The 21,492-nt window shown below is 70.9% G+C and carries 15 protein-coding genes and 1 pseudogene (1 of these 16 only partly in view); 4 read left to right on the top strand and 12 right to left on the bottom strand.

The annotated features are described in order from the left end of the window. From AC07DS_RS04065 to AC07DS_RS04050, 4 genes and pseudogenes are all read right to left on the bottom strand, one after another. A protein-coding gene (locus tag AC07DS_RS04065; protein WP_479142471.1) for a PQQ-dependent sugar dehydrogenase crosses the window boundary here: on the bottom strand, window positions 1–222 show its 5' end (the start). It extends 1,077 nt beyond the left edge of the window; only the first 222 of its 1,299 coding nucleotides appear in the window; its start codon is at window positions 220–222; the stop codon falls past the left edge of the window. A gap of 130 nt (window positions 223–352) precedes the next feature. Continuing rightward, window positions 353–517 (bottom strand): annotated as a pseudogene (locus tag AC07DS_RS04060) (serine hydrolase domain-containing protein); the annotation flags it as partial. Window positions 518–630: 113 nt separating this feature from the next. Next, entirely contained in the window at window positions 631–855 is a 225-nt protein-coding gene (locus tag AC07DS_RS04055) for a hypothetical protein (protein WP_479142470.1), read from the bottom strand. Between the two features lie 102 nt (window positions 856–957). Further along, window positions 958–2,385, bottom strand: a complete 1,428-nt coding sequence (locus AC07DS_RS04050; RefSeq protein WP_479142469.1) for an MFS transporter — start codon at window positions 2,383–2,385, stop codon at window positions 958–960. A 101-nt stretch (window positions 2,386–2,486) separates the two neighbouring features. Here AC07DS_RS04050 and AC07DS_RS04045 point away from each other — a divergent pair, with 101 nt between their 5' ends. After that, the gene (locus AC07DS_RS04045) at window positions 2,487–3,371 is read left to right on the top strand and encodes a helix-turn-helix transcriptional regulator (protein ID WP_479142467.1); all 885 of its coding nucleotides are present in this window, start codon (window positions 2,487–2,489) and stop codon (window positions 3,369–3,371) included. A gap of 12 nt (window positions 3,372–3,383) precedes the next feature. Here the strand turns inward: AC07DS_RS04045 and AC07DS_RS04040 are convergent, their stop codons facing one another. The 3 genes from AC07DS_RS04040 to AC07DS_RS04030 all read right to left on the bottom strand — a co-directional run bounded on the left by AC07DS_RS04040 (window position 3,384) and on the right by AC07DS_RS04030 (window position 6,782). Further along, a complete protein-coding gene (locus tag AC07DS_RS04040; protein WP_479142465.1) occupies window positions 3,384–4,220 on the bottom strand; it encodes an alpha/beta hydrolase in 837 nt (278 codons plus the stop codon). Between the two features lie 115 nt (window positions 4,221–4,335). Next, complete coding sequence (locus AC07DS_RS04035) at window positions 4,336–5,211, bottom strand: cupin domain-containing protein (protein WP_479142464.1); 876 nt, start codon at window positions 5,209–5,211, stop codon at window positions 4,336–4,338. A gap of 119 nt (window positions 5,212–5,330) precedes the next feature. Then, entirely contained in the window at window positions 5,331–6,782 is a 1,452-nt protein-coding gene (locus tag AC07DS_RS04030; protein WP_479142463.1) for an MFS transporter, read from the bottom strand. A gap of 82 nt (window positions 6,783–6,864) precedes the next feature. Here AC07DS_RS04030 and dusB point away from each other — a divergent pair, with 82 nt between their 5' ends. Then, window positions 6,865–8,007, top strand: coding sequence for a tRNA dihydrouridine synthase DusB (gene dusB, locus AC07DS_RS04025; protein WP_479142461.1), 1,143 nt, complete (start codon window positions 6,865–6,867; stop codon window positions 8,005–8,007). A 15-nt stretch (window positions 8,008–8,022) separates the two neighbouring features. Here dusB and AC07DS_RS04020 read toward each other — a convergent pair whose 3' ends face one another. The 3 genes from AC07DS_RS04020 to AC07DS_RS04010 form a co-directional block, all read right to left on the bottom strand. Next, window positions 8,023–9,639 carry a sulfatase-like hydrolase/transferase gene (locus AC07DS_RS04020; RefSeq protein WP_479142890.1) on the bottom strand — a complete coding sequence of 539 codons (1,617 nt, stop codon included), beginning with the start codon at window positions 9,637–9,639 and terminating at the stop codon, window positions 8,023–8,025. Between the two features lie 935 nt (window positions 9,640–10,574). After that, a complete protein-coding gene (locus AC07DS_RS04015; RefSeq protein ID WP_479142459.1) occupies window positions 10,575–12,512 on the bottom strand; it encodes an amylo-alpha-1,6-glucosidase in 1,938 nt (645 codons plus the stop codon). Continuing rightward, the gene (locus tag AC07DS_RS04010; protein WP_479142458.1) at window positions 12,509–13,939 is read right to left on the bottom strand and encodes an MGH1-like glycoside hydrolase domain-containing protein; all 1,431 of its coding nucleotides are present in this window, start codon (window positions 13,937–13,939) and stop codon (window positions 12,509–12,511) included. Before AC07DS_RS04010 ends, AC07DS_RS04015 begins: the two co-directional genes overlap by 4 nt. Window positions 13,940–14,059: 120 nt before the next feature. Here AC07DS_RS04010 and AC07DS_RS04005 point away from each other — a divergent pair, with 120 nt between their 5' ends. Both AC07DS_RS04005 and ppdK read left to right on the top strand, forming a co-directional pair. After that, window positions 14,060–15,289, top strand: a complete 1,230-nt coding sequence (locus AC07DS_RS04005; protein ID WP_479142456.1) for an ROK family transcriptional regulator — start codon at window positions 14,060–14,062, stop codon at window positions 15,287–15,289. Between the two features lie 417 nt (window positions 15,290–15,706). Continuing rightward, window positions 15,707–18,427 (top strand): pyruvate, phosphate dikinase, encoded by a 2,721-nt coding sequence (gene ppdK, locus AC07DS_RS04000; protein ID WP_479142455.1) that lies wholly within the window; start codon window positions 15,707–15,709, stop codon window positions 18,425–18,427. A gap of 941 nt (window positions 18,428–19,368) precedes the next feature. On the opposite strand, the gene AC07DS_RS03995 is transcribed toward ppdK, so the two are convergent. Together AC07DS_RS03995 and AC07DS_RS03990 are read right to left on the bottom strand one after the other, a co-directional pair. Then, entirely contained in the window at window positions 19,369–20,214 is an 846-nt protein-coding gene (locus AC07DS_RS03995) for a hypothetical protein (RefSeq protein WP_479142453.1), read from the bottom strand. A 392-nt stretch (window positions 20,215–20,606) separates the two neighbouring features. Beyond that, window positions 20,607–21,359 (bottom strand): hypothetical protein, encoded by a 753-nt coding sequence (locus AC07DS_RS03990; RefSeq protein ID WP_479142451.1) that lies wholly within the window; start codon window positions 21,357–21,359, stop codon window positions 20,607–20,609. Between the last annotated feature and the right edge of the window lie 133 nt (window positions 21,360–21,492).

Here is a 21,492-nt window from a genome sequence, read left to right as displayed (position 1 = left end):
CGCCCCCCCCCCCCCCCCCCCCCCCCCCCCCCCCCCCCCCCCCCCCCCCCCGCCCCCACCCCCCCCCCCCCCCCCCCCCCCCCCCCCCCCCCCCCCCGGTCCCCGGGCCGCCACGGCCGCCGGCGCCCACTGCACGGCGCAGGCGGCGAGGACGGCGGTGGCGGTGGTGAGGGCGGCTGCGCCCGGGCGGACACGGTGCGCTGAATGCGCCAAGCGTGACATTCTGTTCCCTTTTCTGGCGAGGTGTAGGGAAATGACCATTGGAGTATCGAAGGCCCGCGGACAGGCGGGCCACCTGAACTCCCCCAACCGGAGGCCACTCGTTCCCCGCACGGACGACAGGCGCCAGCCCCCCCGCCGTGCACCTCCAGAAGTCCCGAATCAGTGGTGTCGGGGTCGGGTCGGCCATGCCCACCTGGGTCAGGAGCAGCGTGAACGTGCCGGTGGCGGGGACGAGGTGGGCCGTGGTCCCGGTGCCGCCGACGCAGCCGTAGCGGCCGGGCACGGTCCCGTCGTCCACGTACCGGCGCACGGTGTCGTGCAGTGCGGTCATGGCCCTCGGACCTCCGGTCAGCCGTCGTCGTCCGTACGACTCCTGTCACCGCCGGAAGTCATCGCCCGTGCCGGCCGTCAGCGGGACGGCTGCCCGCTGCCCGCCGGGTCCACCGTCGCCTGATGGGCCTCGGCCAGATGCTCCTCCGCCTTCAGCCAGGGCAGGAACTGGACGCTCCTGCGCCAGCCGCAGGTGTCGCATCTGATCGTGCGCTGCACACCCGTGCGCCACACCCGGACCACGTGTTCCCTGCCGTGCTGGTCCCAGCGGCTCACCTTGCTCGTGCTGTTGTCCTGCGGCATGACGCCTCCCCGCGTCCGGCACACCTCGACGGCAGGAGTGTGCAGCAGGACCAACATCGACAGGGAGACGTTCGCGGCGAGTTGGCCAAGCCGTGTCCCGGCTCAGCCGACCGTGCGGGGCAGCCGCAGGCTGAGCAGACCGGTCAGGACGATCCCGGCCAGCTGCACCAGCAGGGTGATGACCAGCGCGTCCCGCATGCCCTGGTGTGGCACGAGGGTGAGGAAGAGGGTGCCGAGGGTGGCCACGCCCAGGGCGAGCGCGGACTGCTGGGTGGTCACCATCACACCGCTGCCGACACCCGCCCGGTCCGGCGGCATCTCGGACATCACGATCCGCATCAGGTTGGGAAGTTGGAGCGCCTGCCCGGTTCCGGCGACGGCCGCGCCCGGCAGCAGCGAGCCGAAGTCCAGGTGCGGCCAGTCGCGCCAGGCGGCCAGGACGATAAGCAGCACGCCCACGCCCTGCACGCCGGCGCCGACGGTGACCACCCGGGTGCCGAACCGGGCGATGAGACGCGGCCCGGCGAGCGAGACGAACAGGAACACCACGGCCATCGGCACGAGCGCGAGCCCCGCCTGCACCGGCCCGAGCCCGGCCCCCTGCTGCAGCGCCAGCGCGATCACGAACATGAACCCGCTGAACCCGATCGAGAACGGCAGCATCAGCACCAGCCCCCGCCGCAGCGACGCATGCGCGAACAGGCTCGGCGGCACCAGCGGCGTCCGCCCGCGCCGGTCCGCCCGCCGCTCCACCGCGTAGAACGCGGCCGCGGCGAGCGGGAACGCGGCCAACGACAGCCACGTCCACAGCGGCCAGCCCGTCGCCCGACCCTCGGTGAGCGGAGCCAGCAGCGTCAGCAGGGACACCGCGAGCAGGACGGTGCCGGGCCCGTCGACGGGCTCCGGGCGCTGTGACCGGGTCTCCGGTACGAACCGCACGGCCAGCACCAGCCCCAGCAGCACCACCGGCACATTGACGAGGAAGATCGACCGCCACCCGCTCCCGGCGATGTCCGCGGCGACCAGCACACCACCGAGGATCTGCCCCGCCACCATCGACAGCCCGGCCGTGGCGCCGTACAGACTCATGGCCCTGGCCCGCCGGCCGCCGCTCGTCGCGGCCTGGATGGTGGCGAGCACCTGCGGCAGCATGGCCGCCGCCGACGCGCCCTGCGCGACCCGCGCCGCGACCAGGCTCCAGGCCCCCGGGGCCAGCCCGCACGCCAGCGAGGTCAGCCCGAAGGCGGCCATACCGCCGAGGAACAGGCGCCGCCGCCCGAACAGGTCCCCGAGCCGCCCGCCGAGCACGAGCAGCACGGCGTACGCGACCCCGTACCCGGCCACGACCAGTTCGAGCACGGCCTCACCCGCGGCCAGATCGGCACCGATGGCGGGCAGGGCGACATTGACGATGAAGAAGTCGACCAGCGGCAGCGCCGCGGCCAGCAGAACGGTGAACAGTCCCGGCCCGCTCAGCACGGGGGATTGCGCCCGGGTACGGACGGCGGTGGTCGTGACGGTCTCTGTCATGCCTCCGAGCCTGCGCGCGGCCTCAGACTGGTACCAGAGTCTTCTTGTCCTGGTACAAGAACCACCTGGAAACAGTATCCGCGCGACGGCACCCTGGAGGTATGACCACGATGGCTCAGGAGACCGCCGCCCCGGTGACACGGGGTTCGGAGATCCGCCGGCACGAGCTCGCCGCCTTTCTGCGCAGCAGGCGCGAGCGCATCCCGCCCGAGCAGGTCGGGCTGCCCCGCGGCACCCGGCGCCGCACCCCCGGTCTGCGCCGGGAGGAGGTCGCCCAGCTCTCCGCGGTCGGCGTCACCTGGTACACCTGGCTGGAGCAGGCCCGCGACATCCAGGTCTCCGTGCAGGTACTGGACGCCCTGGCGCGCTCCCTGATGCTGGACGCCAGCGAGCGCGCCCACCTCTTCCAGCTGGCCGGCGCCACCGACCCGACCCCCGCCGCGAGCTGCCCCAGCGTCACCCCGGCCCTGCGCGAGGTGCTCCGCACCCTGGAGCCGATCCCGGCCTGCGTCCAGAACAGCCGCTACGACATCCTCGCCTACAACCGCACCTACGCCCGTCTCCTGGGCGACCTGGACGCGATCCCGCCCGAGGACCGCAACTGCATGCTCCTCGTGCACACCAACAGCGACTGGCGCGCGGCCATCGTGCACCTGGAGGACACCCAGCGCCTGATGGCCGCCCGGCTGCGCGCCGGCATGGCCGGCCATCTCGGCGAGCCCGCCTGGAAGATGCTCCTCAAACGCCTGAAGACGGTGTCACCCGAGTTCCGCGAGAACTGGGAGCGCTACGAGGTGGTGGGCACCCGCACCAAGACCAAGGAGTTCCTCAACCCGTACGTGGGCCTCCTGACCGTGGAACACACGGATCTGTGGCTCGGGCCGGAGGCAGGGGCCCGGATGGTGACGTACAGCCCGAAGAACGAGGAGACCCGCGAGCGCTTGGAGAAGCTGCACGAAATGGCAAAGGGGAGCGGACCCGGCTGAGAGCGCGGCGGGTCAGTCCCGGTCGAGGTCTCCGGGCGTGGGCGCGAGTGCCCAGTCGAGGGCGAGGTCGGCGACGTCCTCCCAGCCCTTCTCGCCGCAGGTGTAGTGGCTGCGGCCGGGGAACAGCTTGTATGCCGTGATCGCCCTGGAGCGCTTGGCGTTCTTCTCGTAGTTCTCGCGTTGCACGGCCGGCGGCAGGATGTGGTCGTTGCCGCCGGCGATGAACAGCAGCGGTGCCCGGCCGTCGTCGGCGAAGTCGTAGGTCGTCGCTGCGCGCGGGGTGAAGTTCGCGAAACCGCCCTGGAACAGCATTCGGCCCGAGACCGGGATGCTGTAGCGGTCATGGACGGCCTTTGATTCCTCGACGCTCAGGTTGTTCGTGAACGCGTAGTGGAAGTCCTTCTCGGTGATCGGCACGGCGCGGTTCCGGTTGGCCGGGTTGCGCAGGACCGGGAACGTGGCCTTGATCTCGCTGAACGGAAGCGTCAGCACGCCCTTCACGGCCGCCCCGTCGATGGACACGCCGGCCCTGCCGAAGCCGGCGTCGAGGAGGAGCTGCACGAAGGCCCCGCCGAACGAGTGCCCCATGATGACCGGCTTCGTGTCGAGCGCGGCGACGACCTCGGCCAGGTGGTCGAAGACCTCGCGCACGCCAAGCCCCGCCAGGGGCGACGGGTCCCTTCGGAGCGCCTCGACACCGGCCGTGCCCGGCTTGATCCCCGGGTAGCCGGGCGTGATCACCTTCAGGCCCCGCTGCTCGTAGCGGGTGACCCAGTGTTCCCAGGACAGCGGTGTCATCCACAGACCGTGGATGAGCACGACCGTGTCCGCAGCTGCTTCTCGTTCCATCTGTCCGATCCGAATCTCTGCGTACGGCGACTTGCCGGCACCACCGAGGCTATGGAGACGATCGGGAAAGCGACATGATCGATTCGCTGTCGTTCTGTGCTCAAACGCTCGCTGCCTACCCCTTCCGAGCCGCTCGCCAAGCTCTCGGAGCGGTGCCGTACTCGCGGACGAAGGCCCGGGAGAACGCCGCTTCGGAGGCGTATCCCACGGCCTTGCCGATCGATCCGACGGATTCGGACGTGGTCGCGAGCCGGTCGGCTGCGCGCGCGAGGCGCAGCCGGGCCAGATGGCGGCCGGGCGGCTCGCCGACCAGACGGACGAAACGCGCGGAGAACGCCGCGCGGGACAGCGAGGCGAGACCGGCCAGCTCCGCTACGGACCAGGGCTTCTCCGGATGCCGGTGGATCGCCCGTACGGCAGGCCCGAGCGGCCGGTCGAGCGCCGCGGTCAGCCAGCCCGGGTCGAGCGTTCCGTCGAGGGCCGACCAGGCACGCAGGGCATGGATGAACAGAAGGTCCAGGATCCTGGACACCATCACCTTCGACCCGGCGCTGGGGTCGGCGATCTCGGCCGCGAGGAGCTGCGCGACGAGGGGCATCCAGTCGAGCCCCGCCTCGGGGTCGCGGATGACGATGGCCGGCGGCAGCACCGCGAGCAGCGGCACGGCCTCCTTCTCCTCGACGAGGAACCTGCCGCTCAGCCAAGCCCCGCCATGGGCCGACCGGAGCCGGTGCGCGGTGCCCCTCGCAAGCAGTGCCAGGTCAGCGTGTTCGAGCCGGATCCGCTCTCCGCCGGTGATCTCCAGTTCGACCGGACCCTGCTCGACGACGTGGAGCATCCTGGCACCGGCTCGATGGCGTACGTCCTTCCCGCCTTCGGCGCGGACCGCACTCAGCTCTCCGCCCCGCAGGTGGATCAGCTCGAGCACGTCGGACAGCGCATCGACGGATGCGTCGAGCGGAGCGGCATGGTCTGCGAGCGGATCGGTCACGGTTCTTCGCCCTCACGTCTGACCTCGGTCGGTGGACCCTACCTCCGGTCGCACTCGCCGCCGGCCATCTGCCGCGGCCAGGGCCTGTTGCGAAAGTCCCGCCTGCCCCGCGACAGGCCCTAGGCCCGCTCCGAAGCCCCCACGACCTGCCGCACCTCGGCCGACTCCAGCATCTCGGCCGTACGCTCGGCGGTCCGCCGGGCCCACCGCCCGCTGCTGACCAGACCGAGCACCAGCACGGCCGCCCCGCACGCCGTCAGGATCCACCAGCCGGGCTGGGCCGCGGACACGAACATGTCCTTGTACGACGACGAGCCGACCCCCGCGGCGAGGACCGCGCCCACTATCGCCACGCCCAGCGTCTGCCCCAGCTGCCTGCTGGTGGAGGCGACGGCGGCCGCGACCCCCGCCTGAGCCCGGGGCATGCCGGACACCGCCGTGTTCGTGATCGGCGCGTTCACGAACCCGAACCCGATCCCGAACAGCACGTACCCGGCGAACAGCGTGGCATCGGAGGTCTCCGCCTCGAACGCGGCGAACAGCAGCCCGCTCGCGGTCATCGCGGCGCCGGCCACCAGCAACGGCAACCGCGGCCCGCGGCTGCCCACCAGCCGTCCGGACAGCGGTGCGCACAGGAACGTCGGCCCGGCCAGCGGCAGCATCCACAGACCCGCGTGCAGGGCGTCGAGGCCGCGCACGTTCTGCAGGTACAGCGTGGACAGGAACAGGAAGCCGCCCAGCGCGGCGAAGGCGCTGATCGCGATCACGGTGGCCCCGCTGAACGGAGCGGAGCGGAAGAAGCGCAGGTCGATGAGGGGTTCGGCGCGCCGTGGCTCGTACCAGAGCAGTGCCAGCAGCGCGGCCGAGGCCACCGCGGCGAACGGGAGGACCGTGCCGGGCCCGGAGTCCGGAGCCTCGATGATCGCGTACGTCAGCGAGCCGAACAGGGCGATCACCAGCACCTGGCCGACCGGGTCGGGGCGGCGGGCCCTGGGCGCGCGGGACTCGGGGACGAAGCGCAGGGTGAGCAGCAGGGCCGCGAGGCCGACCGGGAGGTTGACCCAGAAGATCGAGCGCCAGCCGACCGACTCCACCAGCAGACCGCCGGCGATGGGGCCGGCCGCCATGGAGATTCCGACCACGCCACCCCAGACGCCGATCGCGCGGGCGCGTTCGCGTGCGTCGGTGAAGGTGTTGGTGATGATCGACATGGCGACCGGGTTGAGCATCGAGCCGCCGACCGCCTGGACCATGCGGAAGGCGACCAGCAGCTCCAGGCTCGGCGCGAGCGAGCACAGCAGGGAGCCGATCGAGAAGACGACCAGGCCCGCCGTGAACACCTTCCGGCGGCCGATCCGGTCGGCCGTGGAGCCCGCGAGCATCAGCAGCGAGGCCAGCACCAGCGTGTAGGCGTCGATCGTCCACTGCAGACCGGAGGTGGGGGCGTCCAGGTCCCGCTGCAGCGACGGCAGCGCCACGTTCAGGACGGTGTTGTCGAGGCTCACGATCAGCAGGCTCATGCAGCAGATCGCGAGTACGAGCAGGCGTCGGCGGTGGCTGAGCTCGGGCATGGGTCTCATCGTACGCCGATTTCGATAGTGCGGTTAACTAATGAGTGGTACATGATCATTGCCGATACGCGACAATGGGGCAATGCCCACTTCCGAGTCCCCCTTGCAGATCGGCCCGCACGCCGTCGTGCCGCCCGTCGTGCTCGCCCCCATGGCGGGGATCACCAACGCGCCCTTCCGCACGCTGTGCCGGGAGTTCAGCGGTGGCAAGGGGCTGTTCGTCAGCGAGATGATCACGACCCGGGCGCTGGTCGAGCGCAACGAGAAGACCATGCAGCTGATCCACTTCGACGCGACCGAGACGCCGCGCTCGATCCAGCTGTACGGCGTCGACCCGGCGACCGTCGGCAAGGCCGTCCGCATGATCGCGGAGGAGGACCTCGCCGACCACATCGACCTGAACTTCGGCTGCCCGGTCCCCAAGGTGACGCGCAAGGGCGGCGGCTCGGCCCTCCCCTACAAGCGCAACCTGCTGCGCGCGATCCTGCGCGAGGCGGTCTCCGGCGCGGGCGACCTCCCGGTCACGATGAAGATGCGCAAGGGCATCGACGACGACCACATCACCTTCCTCGACGCCGGCCGCATCGCCGTCGAGGAGGGGGTCACGGCGATCGCGCTGCACGGCCGTACGGCTGCCCAGCACTACGGCGGCACGGCCGACTGGGACGCCATCGCCCGCCTGAAGGAGCACGTCCCGGAGATCCCGGTGCTCGGCAACGGCGACATCTGGTCGGCGCAGGACGCGCTGCGGATGGTGCGGGAGACCGGCTGCGACGGCGTGGTCGTCGGGCGGGGCTGCCTCGGCCGGCCGTGGCTGTTCGCGGACCTGGTGGCGGCCTTCGAGGGCCGTACGGAGAACATCGCGCGGCCGACGCTCCGCGAGGTGGCCGACATCATGGTCCGGCACGCCACCCTCCTCGGCGAGTGGATCGGCGACGAGTCGAAGGGCGTCGTCGACTTCCGCAAGCACGTGGCCTGGTACCTGAAGGGCTTCGCGGTCGGCTCCGAGATGCGCAAGCGTCTCGCGATCACGTCCTCGCTGGAGGAGCTGCGCGCGGGACTGGACGAGCTGGACCTCGACCAGCCCTGGCCGGCCGGCGCGGACGGCCCCCGTGGCCGCACGTCCGGCAACAACCGAGTGGTGCTGCCGGACGGCTGGCTGAAGGACCCGTACGACTGCGCGGGCATCAGCGAGGACGCGGAGCTGGACACCTCCGGAGGCTGACCCCGGGGGCCGGTCTCAGCCCTTCTTCGGATGCGGGGTCGAGCCGTATGCCGTCAGGAAGCGGTCGCGGAACGCGCTCATCTTCCAGACCGGGGCGCTGTGCGCGGGGCGCAGACCGTCCGTCCAGCCCCAGCCGGCGATCTTGTCCAGGACCTTCGGGTCCTTGGCCACGATCGAGACCGGCACGTCACGGCTGGCGTGGTTGCCGCTGACCCGGGCGATCGGCTGGTGGTCGCCGAGGAAGACGAGCACGGTGTCGTCGGAGCCGTAGCGCTCCAGCCACTGGGTCAGCGCGGTCACCGAGTACTGGACCGACTTGCCGTACTCCTCGCGGGACTTGGTGGTGTCGGCGATGACGTCCGCCGGCTTGTTGCCCGCCGCCTGGATGCCCTTGAAGATCGAGCCGTCACCCAGCTGGTCCCAGCCGACCATCTTCGGGATCGGCGCCCACGGCTGGTGGCTGGAGGTCAGGATGAGCAGCGACATCCGCGACTTGCCGGCGGCGGCCTTCTTGCTGTGCACCCGCTCCTGGTACTGCTGGAGCGCGTACTGGTCCGGCATGGTCGACCAGCTGAACTTCGGGCCCTTGTAGCCCAGCTGGAAGGCGTTGTAGACCTTGTCGAGGCCGTACCACTTCTGCTCCGGCCAGCCCTTCTGCACGCCCGGCATCACACCGACCGTGTCGAACGCGCCGGTCTTCTTGAAGGCGTCGGTGAGGCTCATGTGGTCGCTGGCCATGACGGTGCGGTAGCGCTGCTGGTTGCTGATCCACAGGCCCGACATGGTGGTGGAGTGGCCGAGCCAGCTGCTGCCGCCGTACGTCGCCGAGGTCAGCCAGCCGCTCTTGGCGTGGAAGCCGGCCTTGGCCAGGGCCTTGGTCCGCACGTCCAGCGTCTTGTCGACGCCGGGCGCCATGATCGGGTCCTCGATGGCGCTGCGGCCGTAGCTCTCGATGAACGTGAAGATCATGTCCTTGCCGCGCAGGTCGGGCACGAGCTGGGAGCCGGGGGTGTTGCCGAAGGCGTCCACCTTGGCCACCTTCTGGAACTCCGCCTCGTCCCGCAGGGTGTCCGCCACCCGGTGGGCCTGGATCTTCACACCGGCGGCGGTGCGGTCCGAGGCGATCGGCACGCCGGAGATCTGCAGGCCGAGCGAGGAGCAGGTGATCCAGACGACGCCCGCGACCAGCGTGCCGCGGGTCGCGGTGCCGGTGTGCCGGGCGAGCAGGTTGCTCAGCCGGACCGTGGACAGCGCCAGCAGCACGAACAGCAGCAGGATCACCGCGATCAGACCGGCGGTGGCGGCGAGCGTGGCCGTGCGGCCCAGCGAGTCCTCCAGGTACGACTGCGCGTCGCCGAGCAGGCTCCAGTCGAGGACGAGGTTGAAGCTGCGGCCGAGGTACTGGTTGAACCCCATGTCGAGCAGGTTCAGCACGGTCATCGCGGCGAGCGCGACCCCGGACACGGCGGCCAGCACGATCCGGGGCCGGCGCGGCAGAGCGAGCATCAGCGCGGCGCCGATGACGGCCTCTCCGGGTATCCGCAGGAACTTCTCGGGCCCGAGGTGGACCACGCTGTTGGGCATCACGAGCGCGGCGACGACGAGGAGCGTGGCCAGCACGTTGACGCTCACGGAGAGGACCTGGGCGCCGGTCGGGTGCGCCTCCCGCCAGCGCCGCGTCCGCGAGGACCAGAAGGCCCGGTTGCGGCGGGCCGGGCGGGGGGTGACTTCCTCGGCGGGCTGCTCGGGGGCGTCCTTCCGGGCGTCCTCACGGGATTCCTCGGCGGTTTCCGCGACGGTTCCCTCGTGCGCATCCGAACCCGGTTCCGCCAGGGCCGCCGCGGCGGGCTTCTCGGCGGCTTCCTCGGGCGCTTCCGTGGAGGTTTCGGGGGTGGCTTCAGCGGGCGCTGCCGCGCCGGTTTTCGTCGGGGTTGCCGCGGCGGGCTTCTCGGCGGCTTCCTCGGGCGCTTCCGTGGAGGTTTCCGGGGTGGCTTCAGCGGGCGCTGCCGCGCCGGTTTCCGTCAGGGGTTCCGCGGCGGGCTTCTCGGCGGCTTCCTCGGGCGCTTCCGTGGAGGTTTCCGGGGTGGCTCCAGCGGGCGCTGCCGCTGTGGGTTCCACCAGGGTTTCCGCTGGGGGTTCTTCGATGATCTGCCCGGTGGCTTCCCGGGGTGCTTCCCCGGGCGCTTCCTCGGCTATGGAGTCCGCGACCGCGGCTGCCGGTGCGGCCTCTTCACGGAGGTCTTCCGCGGCCTGCGTGGAGCCGGCGGCTTTCGCCGCCGGCGTTCGCTCCTCGTCCCGTTCGTCGTCCCGTTCGTCGAGGACAGCCTCGGCTCCCCCTGCCGTACTCGATGACTGGCGCGTGCTCGTGTGCTGAGGCAACCCGGAGGTCCTTCCGTGCGAGACCCGTGACGGAGTCGGCGGGCCACGCTGGGGAGGCTGGACAGGGCCGGCTGAACCCCGGCCCGCCTGGCCCGCCGTCATCCGGTACGGCCCGCCCGAGTCCGCTGTTCACGGCCCTCGGCAAACACCGGGCAAACGCCCGGTCAAAGTCCCTTCTCCCGCCGCGACTAGGCTCCGCCGACCGCCGTGAGCAGCGCGAGCGGCGCCGCCGCCGAACGGGATTCGCGGATGCACGCGTGCGGATAGGGGACGGGCTCGGGATGGGTGTCGCGGCCGTAGCCCGCCAGCACCTCGGGCAGCCGGTGTCCGGCGGCCGTCGCCGCGTCGACCAGGGCGTGCGCCACCGTACGGGCCTCGTCGTGCAGGCCGTAGCGGGCCAGGCCCAGCGTGATCAGCGCGTTGTCGTGCGGCCAGACCGAACCCCGGTGGTAGGAGAGCGGGTGGTACGCCTGCTGGCCGGAGGCGAGGGTGCGGACGCCCCAGCCGGAGAAGAAGTCCGGTTCCAGCAGCCGCCGGCCGACGACCTCGCCGTACTCCTTGTCCAGCAGCCCCGACCAGAGCAGATGCCCCGCGTCCGAGGCCAGCGCGTCGACCTGGTGGCCCTCCCCGTCCAGCGCGAGCGCAGGGAAGGAGCGCTCCTCCATCCAGAAGTCCCGCTGGAAGCGATCCCGGAGGTCGGCCGCCGCCTGCTCCAGCAGGGCGGCGTACGTCTCGTCGGCCCACACCGTGCGCGCCACCCACGCCGTGCGGCGCAGCGCGTCGTACGCGTAGCCCTGGGCGCCCGCCGCCATCACCGCTCCGCTGGGCCGGGTGCCGTCGGACCAGCAGATCGCGCCGGGGGAGTCCTTCCAGTTCTGGTTGGCGAGGCCGCCCTCGTCGGCGCGGTAGACGAGATAGCCGCGCGAGGTCAGCCCGCCGTGGTCCAGCATCCAGCCGATCGCCGCGCGGGCGTGCGGTTCGAGGCGGCGGGCCAGGACGGCGTCGCCGGTCTGTTCGACGTACGCCCCGAGCAGGATCAGGAACAGCGGGGTCGCGTCGACCGAGCCGTAGTACCGCCCGAACGGCACCTGCCCGAAGTGCGCCAGCTCGCCGTGCCGCACCTCGTGCACGATCTTGCCGGGCTGGGCGACCCGGGACACCGCGGTCCCGGTCGCCTGGGTGGCGGCCAGCGCGGGCAGGGTGGCCGCGGCCAGCTGAGGGCGGTACTGCAGGGCGAACAGGGCGGTGAGCAGGGCGTCCCGGCCGAGCAGGGTGAGGAACCAGGGGGCGCCCGCCGCCGGGACGCGCAGTTCCTCGCCGTCCGGCCCGGTCGCCGGGACCTGCAGCGCGGCCAGGTCGGACAGGCCCCGGGCGCAGGCCGCCGCCAGCTCCGGCCAGCCGGTCGGGAAGGCCACGCCCTCCACGAACCTCTCCTCCAGCGCGAGGACCTGCTCGTTCACGGAGGCGGGGGAGCGCGGCACGCGCAGGGCGCGCCTGTCGCCGTGCGGGCGGGCCATCACGCGCAGCACCAGCTCGGTGGTGCCGTGGGGTTCCAGTTCCAGGGTCCACACCAGGCGGCGCGCACCGGTCCCGGTCTCCTCGACGGCTTCGGGCGCGGGGTCGGCCGTGATGGTCGTACAGGACCGCCACTCGGCCCGGCGGTAGGCGAACTCGATGCCGTCGTCGAGGACGTGGCGGGAGCGTACGGCACCGGCCTTGACGTAGGTGCGGTGGTCGGCGCGCAGCTCGAACTGGTCGGTGAAGTCGGCGTCGGCGGTGATGGCGAGCCGGACGGTGGTGGGCGCGGGACGGTTGCTGGTCACTCGCAGGGACTCGACGAACGAACTGTCGCCGACGGCCTGTTCACGGAAGAGGGTGTGTGCGGGCGGCTCCTGCCGGCCGCCGCGCGGCACCAGCACGCACCGGGTCGTGTCGCCGTCCGTGACCGGCGTGAGCACCTCGGGCACCGCGCCGTCGACGGTGAGCTGCCAGCGGCTGAGGTGCCGGGCGTCCCGTACGAATAACCCGTCCGGGGAGCCGCCGCCCCGCACCCCGCTGATGTCGCCCCGGTCGCCCACGGCGGCGAACGTCGCCCCGTGCACGAGCAGATGATGCCGGTCCGTCATGCCCGGTCCCCTCCCTTGTCACTTCTGTCGAACGTGCCGGGGCCCGTGGGGGACACGTCGTGTCCCACGGGCCGGTGGAGCAGGTCGAGCGTGAGTGCGGCGGTCCAGCCGAAGCCGGTCGCGCCGCATGCCTCGCCGGTGTACGGGTCGACGTACTCGGCGAAGCCGGTGGCCCCGGCGAGGCTCAGCACCGCCTCCCGCAGCGCGTCGGCCCGCTCCCGCTCGCCGTGCGTGCGCAGCCCGCGCTCCAGCAGCCAGCTCGTGTTGAACCAGGCCGGGCCCCGCCAGTACCGGTGCGGGTCGAAGGCCTCACCGAGGAGGTCGTAGCTCGGCACCAGCCTGGTGTCGCTGCCGAGCCCGAAGTGCGGGCCGCCGAGCGTACGGACGAGAGCCGCGACCAGCTCGCGCGGAAGGCCGGGGAGGAGGAGCGGGACGAGGCCGGAGACGCTGCGCTCGGGAACCAGTCCGCCGCCCAGCAGGTCCCGGCACAGGAACATCCCGCCGGCCGGGTCCCACAGCCGTTCGGCCAGGGCCGCCGTCAGCCGTTCGGCGCGCGCGTGGCGGGCGGTGCCGGGCGCGCCCAGTTCCCCGGCGATCCGCGCCAGCGCGTGCTCGGAGGCGATGAGGAGGGCGTTGAACGCCGGGTCCTCGACGGCGAACCCGGCGTCCCCGTCGGCGTACCCGGCGTCCCGGTAGTCCGAGGCCAGCCGTACGTACCGCCCGTAGTCCAGATCCGTCGGCCGGTCCTCGGCGGCGCCGTGGTCGAGGTCGGCGCGCCGGAAGGAGCGGGCCGGGGCCGGGGTCACGCGGGCCAGCGGGGCGTCCCAGCAGGGGCTGTTGTCCATACCCTGTTCCCAGGGGTGCACGACCGACACCAGACCGCCCCCGCCCAGGTCCCGCCGGTGCAGCAGATACCGGTGCCAGGCGGCCAGCCGCGGATACACCCCAGCGAGGAAGCCGCGCGCCCGCGACAGACCGGGATCGGCGCAGTGCACCAGCCAGGCCGCCAGCGCGTGCACCGGTGGCTGCACGATGCCGGAGGTCTGTACGGTGCGCGGGGCGCCCGCAGCACGCCCCGCGGTCGAGGAGCGCCAGAAGTCGGGGCTCGGGAAGTACGCGTCGAGGGGCACGGAGGGGTTGAAGACGATGTGCGGGACGCGCCCGTCGCCCCACTGGGCCGCCAGCAGCGTCTCCAGCTCAGTCTGCGCCCGCAGCGGCGAGAGGTGCCTGAGGCCGATCGCGATGAACGCCGAGTCCCACGACCACTGGTGCGGATACAGGCTCCGGGAGGGCACGGTCGAGCTGCCCGTCCAGTTCGCCTCCAGCACCTCGGCCGCCCTGACGTGCAGGGATGTGTACGCGGTCGGCGGATCGTATGCGATCTCGCGCTCCGTGACACGGGCAGTGAGCTGGGCAGTGCGATCCACTCGGGGCTCCCCGAAGACATCCGGCCGACCGGGTTTGGTTGTGGCTACCGCAGGGTTACGTCTATTTAACACGCAAAACTCAATATGTAAGGCAAACTTGAGAAACACAAGGGGGTGTGCATGACCGGACGGCCCGGCAGAACCGGCAAGGCCACGAAGGGCAGCAGTCAGGCCAGCGCCGGCGATCTGCTCGAACTGGTGCGCAGCGGGCGAGCCGTGACCCGCGGCGCGCTCCAGCAGGCCACCGGACTCTCCCGTGCCACCGTCGGCCAGCGCCTCGACCGGCTGTTCCGGGCCGGCTGGCTGCGCGAGGGCGCCGGCGGCCCGGTCGACTCGCCGCTCGGCGGGCGCCCCTCGATCACCCTGGAGTTCGACGACGCCCACGCGGTCGTGCTCGCCGCCGACCTCGACACCCGGCACGCCCGGGCGGCCGTCCTCACCCTGACCGGCGAGATCCTCGCCGAACACTCCGGCACCCTGGTCGTCGAGGACGGACCCGAGGCCGTCCTGGGCGAACTCGGCCGCTGGTTCGGTGAGCTGCTGATCAAGACGGGGCACCGGGCGGAAGAGGTGTGCGGCATCGGGCTCGCGGTGCCCGGGCCGGTGGACAGCGAGACCGGCCGGGTGGTGCAGCCGCCGATCATGCCCGGCTGGGACGGCTACGACATACGGGGCCGTCTCTCCCGCGCCTTCACCGAGCACACCGGCGCCCCCGCGGTCCCGGTGCTGGTGGACAACGATGCCAACCTCATGGCCTTCGGCGAACAGCGCACCGGACACCCCGACTGCTCGGCGTTCGTGCTGGTCAAGGTGTCCACGGGTATCGGCGCCGGAGTCGTGGTCGACGGCTCGATCTTCCGGGGCGTCGACGGCGGGGCGGGCGACATCGGGCACATCCGGGTGGGCGCCGAGGCGCCGTGCCGGTGCGGTTCGTACGGCTGTCTCGCCGCCGTCGCCAGCGGCGGCGCCGTGGCCCGGCGGCTGGCCGAGTCCGGGGTGCCGGCCGCGTCCGGCTCGGACGTGCGGGACCTGCTGGCCGCCGGGCACCCGGAGGCGGCCGCGCTGGCCCGGGAGGCCGGGCGCCGGGTGGGGGACGTGCTGGCGACGGTCGTGACCCTGCTCAACCCCGGCGTCCTGATGATCGCCGGTGATCTGGCCGGAACCCCCTTCCTCACCGGCGTCCGGGAGCTGCTCTACCAGCGGGCGCTGCCCCGCTCCACCGCCCACCTGGACGTCGTGACGTCCCGGCTGGGTGAGCGGGCCGGGCTGCTGGGCGCCGGGGCGCTGGTCGTGGAGCATCTGTACGCGCCGGAGCGGGTGGAGGCGCGACTCCTCGCACTGGGCATGTGACGTGTGCGTTTCCATCTGTTTCCGGTCTCAGATGCCGTCCGCATGGTGAAATCCGGCCCGCTGTGGCAGCGTGATTCTCGCCACCCTTGATAAGGGTTGCGCTCAGATGAGCGGATCATGGGCGACTGCACTTCTCCAAGGGGTGGCACTCGGTGCCACCCCTTGATCGTTCATCGATCGAAATCAGATGTGCTGTAGGTGCGCTCACTTGAGCGGAAAAGCGGCCCTGCGGGCCTCGCTGTCTTCAAGAAGTGAAAACATCAGACGCGCTCAGCTTGTCAAGCTTTGACTTTCGATCCGCTGGCGGACGACTGGTTACAGGCCCATGACGCACAAGTGGACGTACCCAGACGCCTTCGATCTGGGTATGTTCCTCGCCGTCAGGGCAGCCACCGCGGCCTCAAGGAGTCGAGACCCGTGTCGGAAAACAAAGAACCCCACGTAGCGAAGTTCGTTTACGACTTCACCGAGGGCAACAAGGACCTCAAGGACCTCCTCGGCGGCAAGGGTGCCAACCTCGCCGAGATGACCAACCTGGGTCTTCCGGTCCCTCCCGGCTTCACCATCACCACGGAGGCCTGCAAGGTCTACCTGGAGAGCGGTGAGGAGCCCGCGGCACTGCGTGACGAGGTGAGTGCGCACCTCGACGCCCTCGAGCAGAACATGGGCAAGAAGCTCGGCCAGGCCGACGACCCGCTGCTGGTCTCCGTCCGCTCCGGCGCGAAGTTCTCCATGCCCGGCATGATGGACACCGTCCTGAACATCGGCCTCTCCGACAAGTCGGTCCAGGGCCTGGCCAAGCAGGCCGGCGACGACCGGTTCGCGTGGGACTCCTACCGCCGTCTCATCCAGATGTTCGGCAAGACCGTCCTCGGCGTCGACGGCGAGCTCTTCGAGGAGGCCCTCGAGGCGGCCAAGGCGGCCAAGAAGGTCACCGTGGACACGGACCTCGAAGCGGCCGACCTGAAGAAGCTGGTCACCAAGTTCAAGAAGATCGTCAAGACCGAGGCCGGCCGGGACTTCCCGCAGGACCCGCGCGAGCAGATGGACCTCGCCATCGAGGCGGTCTTCAACTCGTGGAACACCGACCGCGCCAAGCTCTACCGCCGCCAGGAGCGCATCCCCGGTGACCTGGGCACCGCGGTGAACGTCTGCTCCATGGTCTTCGGCAACCTCGGCCCCGACTCCGGCACCGGCGTCGCCTTCACCCGCGACCCCGCCTCGGGCCACCAGGGCGTCTACGGCGACTACCTCCAGAACGCCCAGGGCGAGGACGTGGTCGCGGGCATCCGCAACACGGTCCCGCTCGCGGAGCTGGAGTCGATCGACAAGAAGTCGTACGACCAGCTCATGCAGATCATGGAGACCCTGGAGAACCACTACAAGGATCTCTGCGACATCGAGTTCACCATCGAGCGCGGCCAGCTCTGGATGCTCCAGACCCGAGTCGGCAAGCGCACCGCCGGTGCCGCCTTCCGCATCGCCACCCAGCTGGTGGACCAGGGCCTGATCGACGAGACCGAGGCGCTGCAGCGCGTCACCGGCGCCCAGCTGGCGCAGCTGATGTTCCCGCGCTTCGACGAGGACGCGAAGGTCGAGCGGGTCGGCCGGGGCATCGCGGCCTCGCCGGGCGCAGCGGTCGGCAAGGCGGTCTTCGACTCGTACACCGCCGTGAAGTGGTCCCGCTCGGGCGAGAAGGTCATCCTGGTCCGCCGGGAGACCAACCCCGACGACCTCGACGGCATGATCGCGGCCGAGGGCATCCTGACCTCCCGCGGCGGCAAGACCTCCCACGCGGCCGTCGTCGCGCGCGGCATGGGCAAGACCTGTGTCTGCGGCGCCGAGGAGCTGGAGGTCGACACCAAGCGCCGCCGGATGACGGTCCCCGGCGGTCACGTCGTCGAGGAAGGCGACCTGATCTCCATCGACGGGTCGAGCGGCAAGGTGTACCTCGGTGAGGTCCCGGTGGTCCCGTCCCCCGTGGTGGAGTACTTCGAGGGCCGGATGCACCCGGGCGCCGACGACGCCGACGAGCTGGTCGAGGCCGTGCACCGCATGATGGCCTTCGCCGACCGCAAGCGCCGCCTGCGGGTGCGCGCCAACGCGGACAACGCCGAGGACGCGCTGCGCGCCCGTCGCTTCGGCGCGCAGGGCATCGGCCTGTGCCGTACCGAGCACATGTTCCTCGGCGAGCGCCGCGAGATGGTCGAGAAGCTGATCCTCGCGGACACCGAGGAGGTGCGCGAGGCCGCCCTGCGGGAGCTGCTACCCCTGCAGAAGAAGGACTTCGTCGAGCTGTTCGAGGCGATGGACGGCCTGCCCGTGACCATCCGCCTCCTCGACCCGCCGCTGCACGAGTTCCTGCCCGACATCACGGAGCTGTCGGTCCGCGTCGCCCTGGCCGAGTCCCGCCAGGAGCCGCACGAGAACGAGCTGCGGCTGCTCCAGGCGGTCCACCGCCTGCACGAGCAGAACCCGATGCTGGGCCTGCGCGGCGTCCGCCTCGGCCTGGTCATCCCCGGCCTGTTCACGATGCAGGTCCGCGCCATCGCCGAGGCCGCGGCCGCGCGCAAGAACGGCAAGGGTGACCCGCGCGCCGAGATCATGATCCCGCTCGTCGGCACGGTCCAGGAGCTGGAGATCGTCCGCGAGGAGGCGGACCAGGTCATCGCCGAGGTCGAGGCGGCCACCGGCACCCGGCTGAAGCTGGCGATCGGCACCATGATCGAGCTGCCGCGAGCGGCCCTCACGGCCGGCCAGATCGCGGAGGCGGCGGAGTTCTTCTCCTTCGGCACGAACGACCTGACCCAGACGGTGTGGGGCTTCAGCCGGGACGACGTGGAGGCCTCGTTCTTCACGGCCTACCTGGAGAAGGGCATCTTCGGCGTCAGCCCCTTCGAGACGATCGACAAGGACGGCGTCGGCTCCCTGGTGAAGGCGGCGGCGAAGGCGGGCCGCGAGACCCGTCCCGACCTGAAGCTCGGCGTCTGCGGCGAGCACGGCGGTGACCCCGAGTCGGTCCACTTCTTCCACGAGGTCGGCCTGGACTACGTCTCCTGCTCCCCGTTCCGCATCCCGGTCGCCCGCCTCGAAGCAGGCCGCGCGGCCACCCAGTCGGAGGGCAGCGACCACCGCTGACCCCTGCCGGAGGCCCGGCCCCTGAGCCCGGCCTCCCCCGACCCCGGAGCCGCCGTCGGTCCCCGACCCTCAGACCGATCGGCGGCGGCTCCGGCGCACGAGAAGGAGGGGCGCCACCCTGTGCGGGGGTGGCGCCCTTCCGTGCATCGTCTGCGGAGACGGTCAAGCTACGTCGCTGACCAGGCTAGATGGCGGTTGCTGGTGTTGGTTGCCGTTGATCCCGCGTGACGTCGTTGTGCCCTGGTTGTGCCCTCCAGGAGCCGGCCCGGTCCCGCCCGCCGACCGTCGGCAGCCGTGCCCTCATGGCCGTTGGCGGGCGCTGTTGGTCGCCCTCGGACAGCCGGGAAGGGCCCAGCCGGCGGGGCCGGCAGATTTACAGCGGGCTAAGTCCGCTATCTGTGACCTGCAGGTTTTCCTCTGCGTGCTGCTGTTGGGGGATGCCTGGGCGAATCGGCGTCTGTTCCAGGTTTGCTCTGTCGCCCGGTCACGGGCAAGGAAATCCACCACCACTACGGAGCCCGTGCGGCCCACGGCCGCGTGGCCGCATCAGGTAGTTGGGGTGGGCAAGACCCAGCTGGCCGTCGACCACGTTCGCACCGCCTGGCAGGCCGATGAACTGCACGTGCTGGTGTGGATCACCGCGAGCAACGCCACCGCGGCCGCCTCCGGGTGTACGCAGGCAGCCGTGGAGATCCTGGGCGCCGGCCCCGCGGACCCGGGAAGCGGCCGCGCGCGTTTTTGGCCTGACTGGAGCCCAAGGCGAACGCGACGCCGTGCCGGTGGCTGGTCGTCCTCGACGTCATCGCCGACCCGGCCGACCTGAACGGGCTGCAGCCGCCGGCCCGCACGGCCGGACCCTGGCACCGGCCCCGCGCCGTGCTGTTCCCGGTCACGAGCACGGGGGTGTGCGATGACGTGCAGGGGGACCCTGTCCAGACCGCTCATTCTCCGGCGACAACGAGGGTGTGCACACGGTCAGGGCGGCCGATTGACGTCCAGGACACCCCGGAACCGTCGTATTGGAAAACGGTCCCGTTAGCGCCCACTCTGTATACCGTGTCGTCGGTGACCGCGCACGAGATACTGAAGTCGCCTATGCGTTCCCAGTTGCCAGGGGAACCGCGATATCGGAATAGTCCATTCGATGCAAATGACGTGCCGATGAGCCCGAACCCTCCTGCAGTGAGAGTTTCGGTACCACCATGGGGGCTCCCTATGTCGGTCCAGGAAGTTCCGAAGCCGTCATATTGGAAGACCGTGTTGCCGTGAGGTTCCGTTCTGTACACAGTGTCGGATGAGACTGCGTACGCACCGCCCTTTTCCCCTATATGTTCCCATTTGTCTGGAGTTCCAGTATAGAGGAATGTGTGACCGTCGATAGAGTTCGGCATCTGAGCCATCAGCCCAAATCTGCCACCAATGAGGTCGAAGGAAGAATCACCGATCTTGCTCCACAGCGGACTTCCATCGTCTTCGAAGCCATCGAACTGGAGCACCGCACTTCCGTCGGCGGACCTTTTGTACACCGTGTCGTCGGTGACAGCGTACGACGCACCACTGCGACTCAGGAATTGCCAGTCGAACGGGCTGCCGTTGTAACTGAACTCCTGATCTGCTGTGGCTCCGTCAGCACTCCCGACGACTAGCCCCCACCCGCCTCCAAAAGTACCGGTGCTGGTGACCGGGCCTTGGATTTTAGTCCACGAGGTTCCAAATCCATCGTACCGGTAGACGGCGTTGACGCGACCTTGGTCGTCGATAGTTACCGCATTAATAGTAAGGGCCACGGATTCCTCCTGTGAGAATGAGCGGGACGGCCTGACGACGGCCCCGCAGGCGTGGGTGCATTTCGGCGGTCGTACCACTGAAGTTCTTCCGCCTCGGGAGGGGCACCTGACCTCCATCCCGTGCTACCAGTGGGCCGCATGCGGAGTGCTCCGGTCACGTCACGGGATCTCGGATCTTGACAACGAATCCGTGCTGTGGGTGACGAGCGCTGTTTCAGACGATCTGATCACCCGCGCACTCGACGAGGGGCACGCGCCCTGATCTTGGCCCACAGAAAACCAGCCATGGGATAGGGACGTTGGCCCAGAGATGGCCCGCGGCTCGGACGGTGGACACTCATGAGGCTGACGCCGGGGGGTCATCGCCCCGGGGGCATGGTTCCCGGCATTTGTCAGTGCTCGCTGGTCGCGATGTAGGTGCCGTGCCAGGTGTGGTCCCACACGGTGCCGGTGGAGGCGTTGACCGACAGCATGCCGTTGGTCTTCCCGGAGCGCACGGTGTGCAGGGTGTAGTAGCCCGGGAACGCCTCGGCCTCGCCGGCGGTCAGGCCGCTGCCCCGGTCGCGCAGCCACTGCTGAGCGCGGTCCTGGGCCTGCTCGCGGGAGATCCGGGGCTGGGTCTGGCCGCGGGGGTGCATGCCGTAGTCGGTGTTCCACATCATCGCCGGGCCGTACTCGATCCCGGTGTCACCGTCGGCCGGGTCGACGAGGATCTCGGTGGCCGGCTTGCCGGAGGGGGTCTCCAGTTCGGCGTAGAAGTTCTTCGAGAACTGCATGACCTCGCCGACGCGCAGGTTGAGCAAGCCGGCGAAGGCGTCGGCGTGCTGTCGGGCCTGGTCCATGGTCTTCACCGGGGTGCCGTTGCCGCGCTGCCAGTAGTGACCGCCCATCATGCCGGGACCCCACGAGCAGTCGTTGCCCATCATGCCCGGCCCCATGCCGGGCCCCCACGAATCCCAGTCGTCCCAGTTGTCGCCCGATGTGCCCGACCTCCAGCAATCGCTGCCGGAGAGGCTCGGCGCGGCGGCCGGGCGGAGGGAGGCGCCCCTGGAGGCGCTGTCGCCTGCCGCGCATCCGGCGGCCAGCGTGCCGGCCAGCGCGAGGGCCGCGAGCGCGGCAGCGGTCCGTCTGCTCGTACCAGGCATGATCATCACCCCTCCGGGCTGTCCCTGCCGCGACCGCCCGACCCGGCGGACGCGGGTCTGTTGCCTTCAGCCTCCCGCCAGGCGCGGGAACCGCCCAGGGGCCGTCCGGGCCCACCGGTGCACCGACCGGCCT

It is taken from the genome of Streptomyces sp. NPDC044064 (assembly GCF_056434245.1).
This window is presented reverse-complemented; position numbering and strand designations above follow the sequence as displayed.

Bases quoted from the DNA above. Each gene is read 5' to 3' on its own strand.
- AC07DS_RS04050 (WP_479142469.1), bottom strand. From the start codon at position 2,385: ATGACAGAGACCGTCACGACCACCGCCGTCCGTACCCGGGCGCAATCC.
- AC07DS_RS03990 (WP_479142451.1), bottom strand. From the start codon at position 21,359: ATGCCTGGTACGAGCAGACGGACCGCTGCCGCGCTCGCGGCCCTCGCG.
- AC07DS_RS04005 (WP_479142456.1), top strand. From the start codon at position 14,060: ATGACCGGACGGCCCGGCAGAACCGGCAAGGCCACGAAGGGCAGCAGT.
- AC07DS_RS04030 (WP_479142463.1), bottom strand. From the start codon at position 6,782: ATGCCCGAGCTCAGCCACCGCCGACGCCTGCTCGTACTCGCGATCTGC.
- AC07DS_RS04045 (WP_479142467.1), top strand. From the start codon at position 2,487: ATGACCACGATGGCTCAGGAGACCGCCGCCCCGGTGACACGGGGTTCG.
- dusB (WP_479142461.1), top strand. From the start codon at position 6,865: ATGCCCACTTCCGAGTCCCCCTTGCAGATCGGCCCGCACGCCGTCGTG.
- AC07DS_RS04015 (WP_479142459.1), bottom strand. From the start codon at position 12,512: ATGACGGACCGGCATCATCTGCTCGTGCACGGGGCGACGTTCGCCGCC.
- AC07DS_RS04055 (WP_479142470.1), bottom strand. From the start codon at position 855: ATGCCGCAGGACAACAGCACGAGCAAGGTGAGCCGCTGGGACCAGCAC.
- AC07DS_RS04040 (WP_479142465.1), bottom strand. From the start codon at position 4,220: ATGGAACGAGAAGCAGCTGCGGACACGGTCGTGCTCATCCACGGTCTG.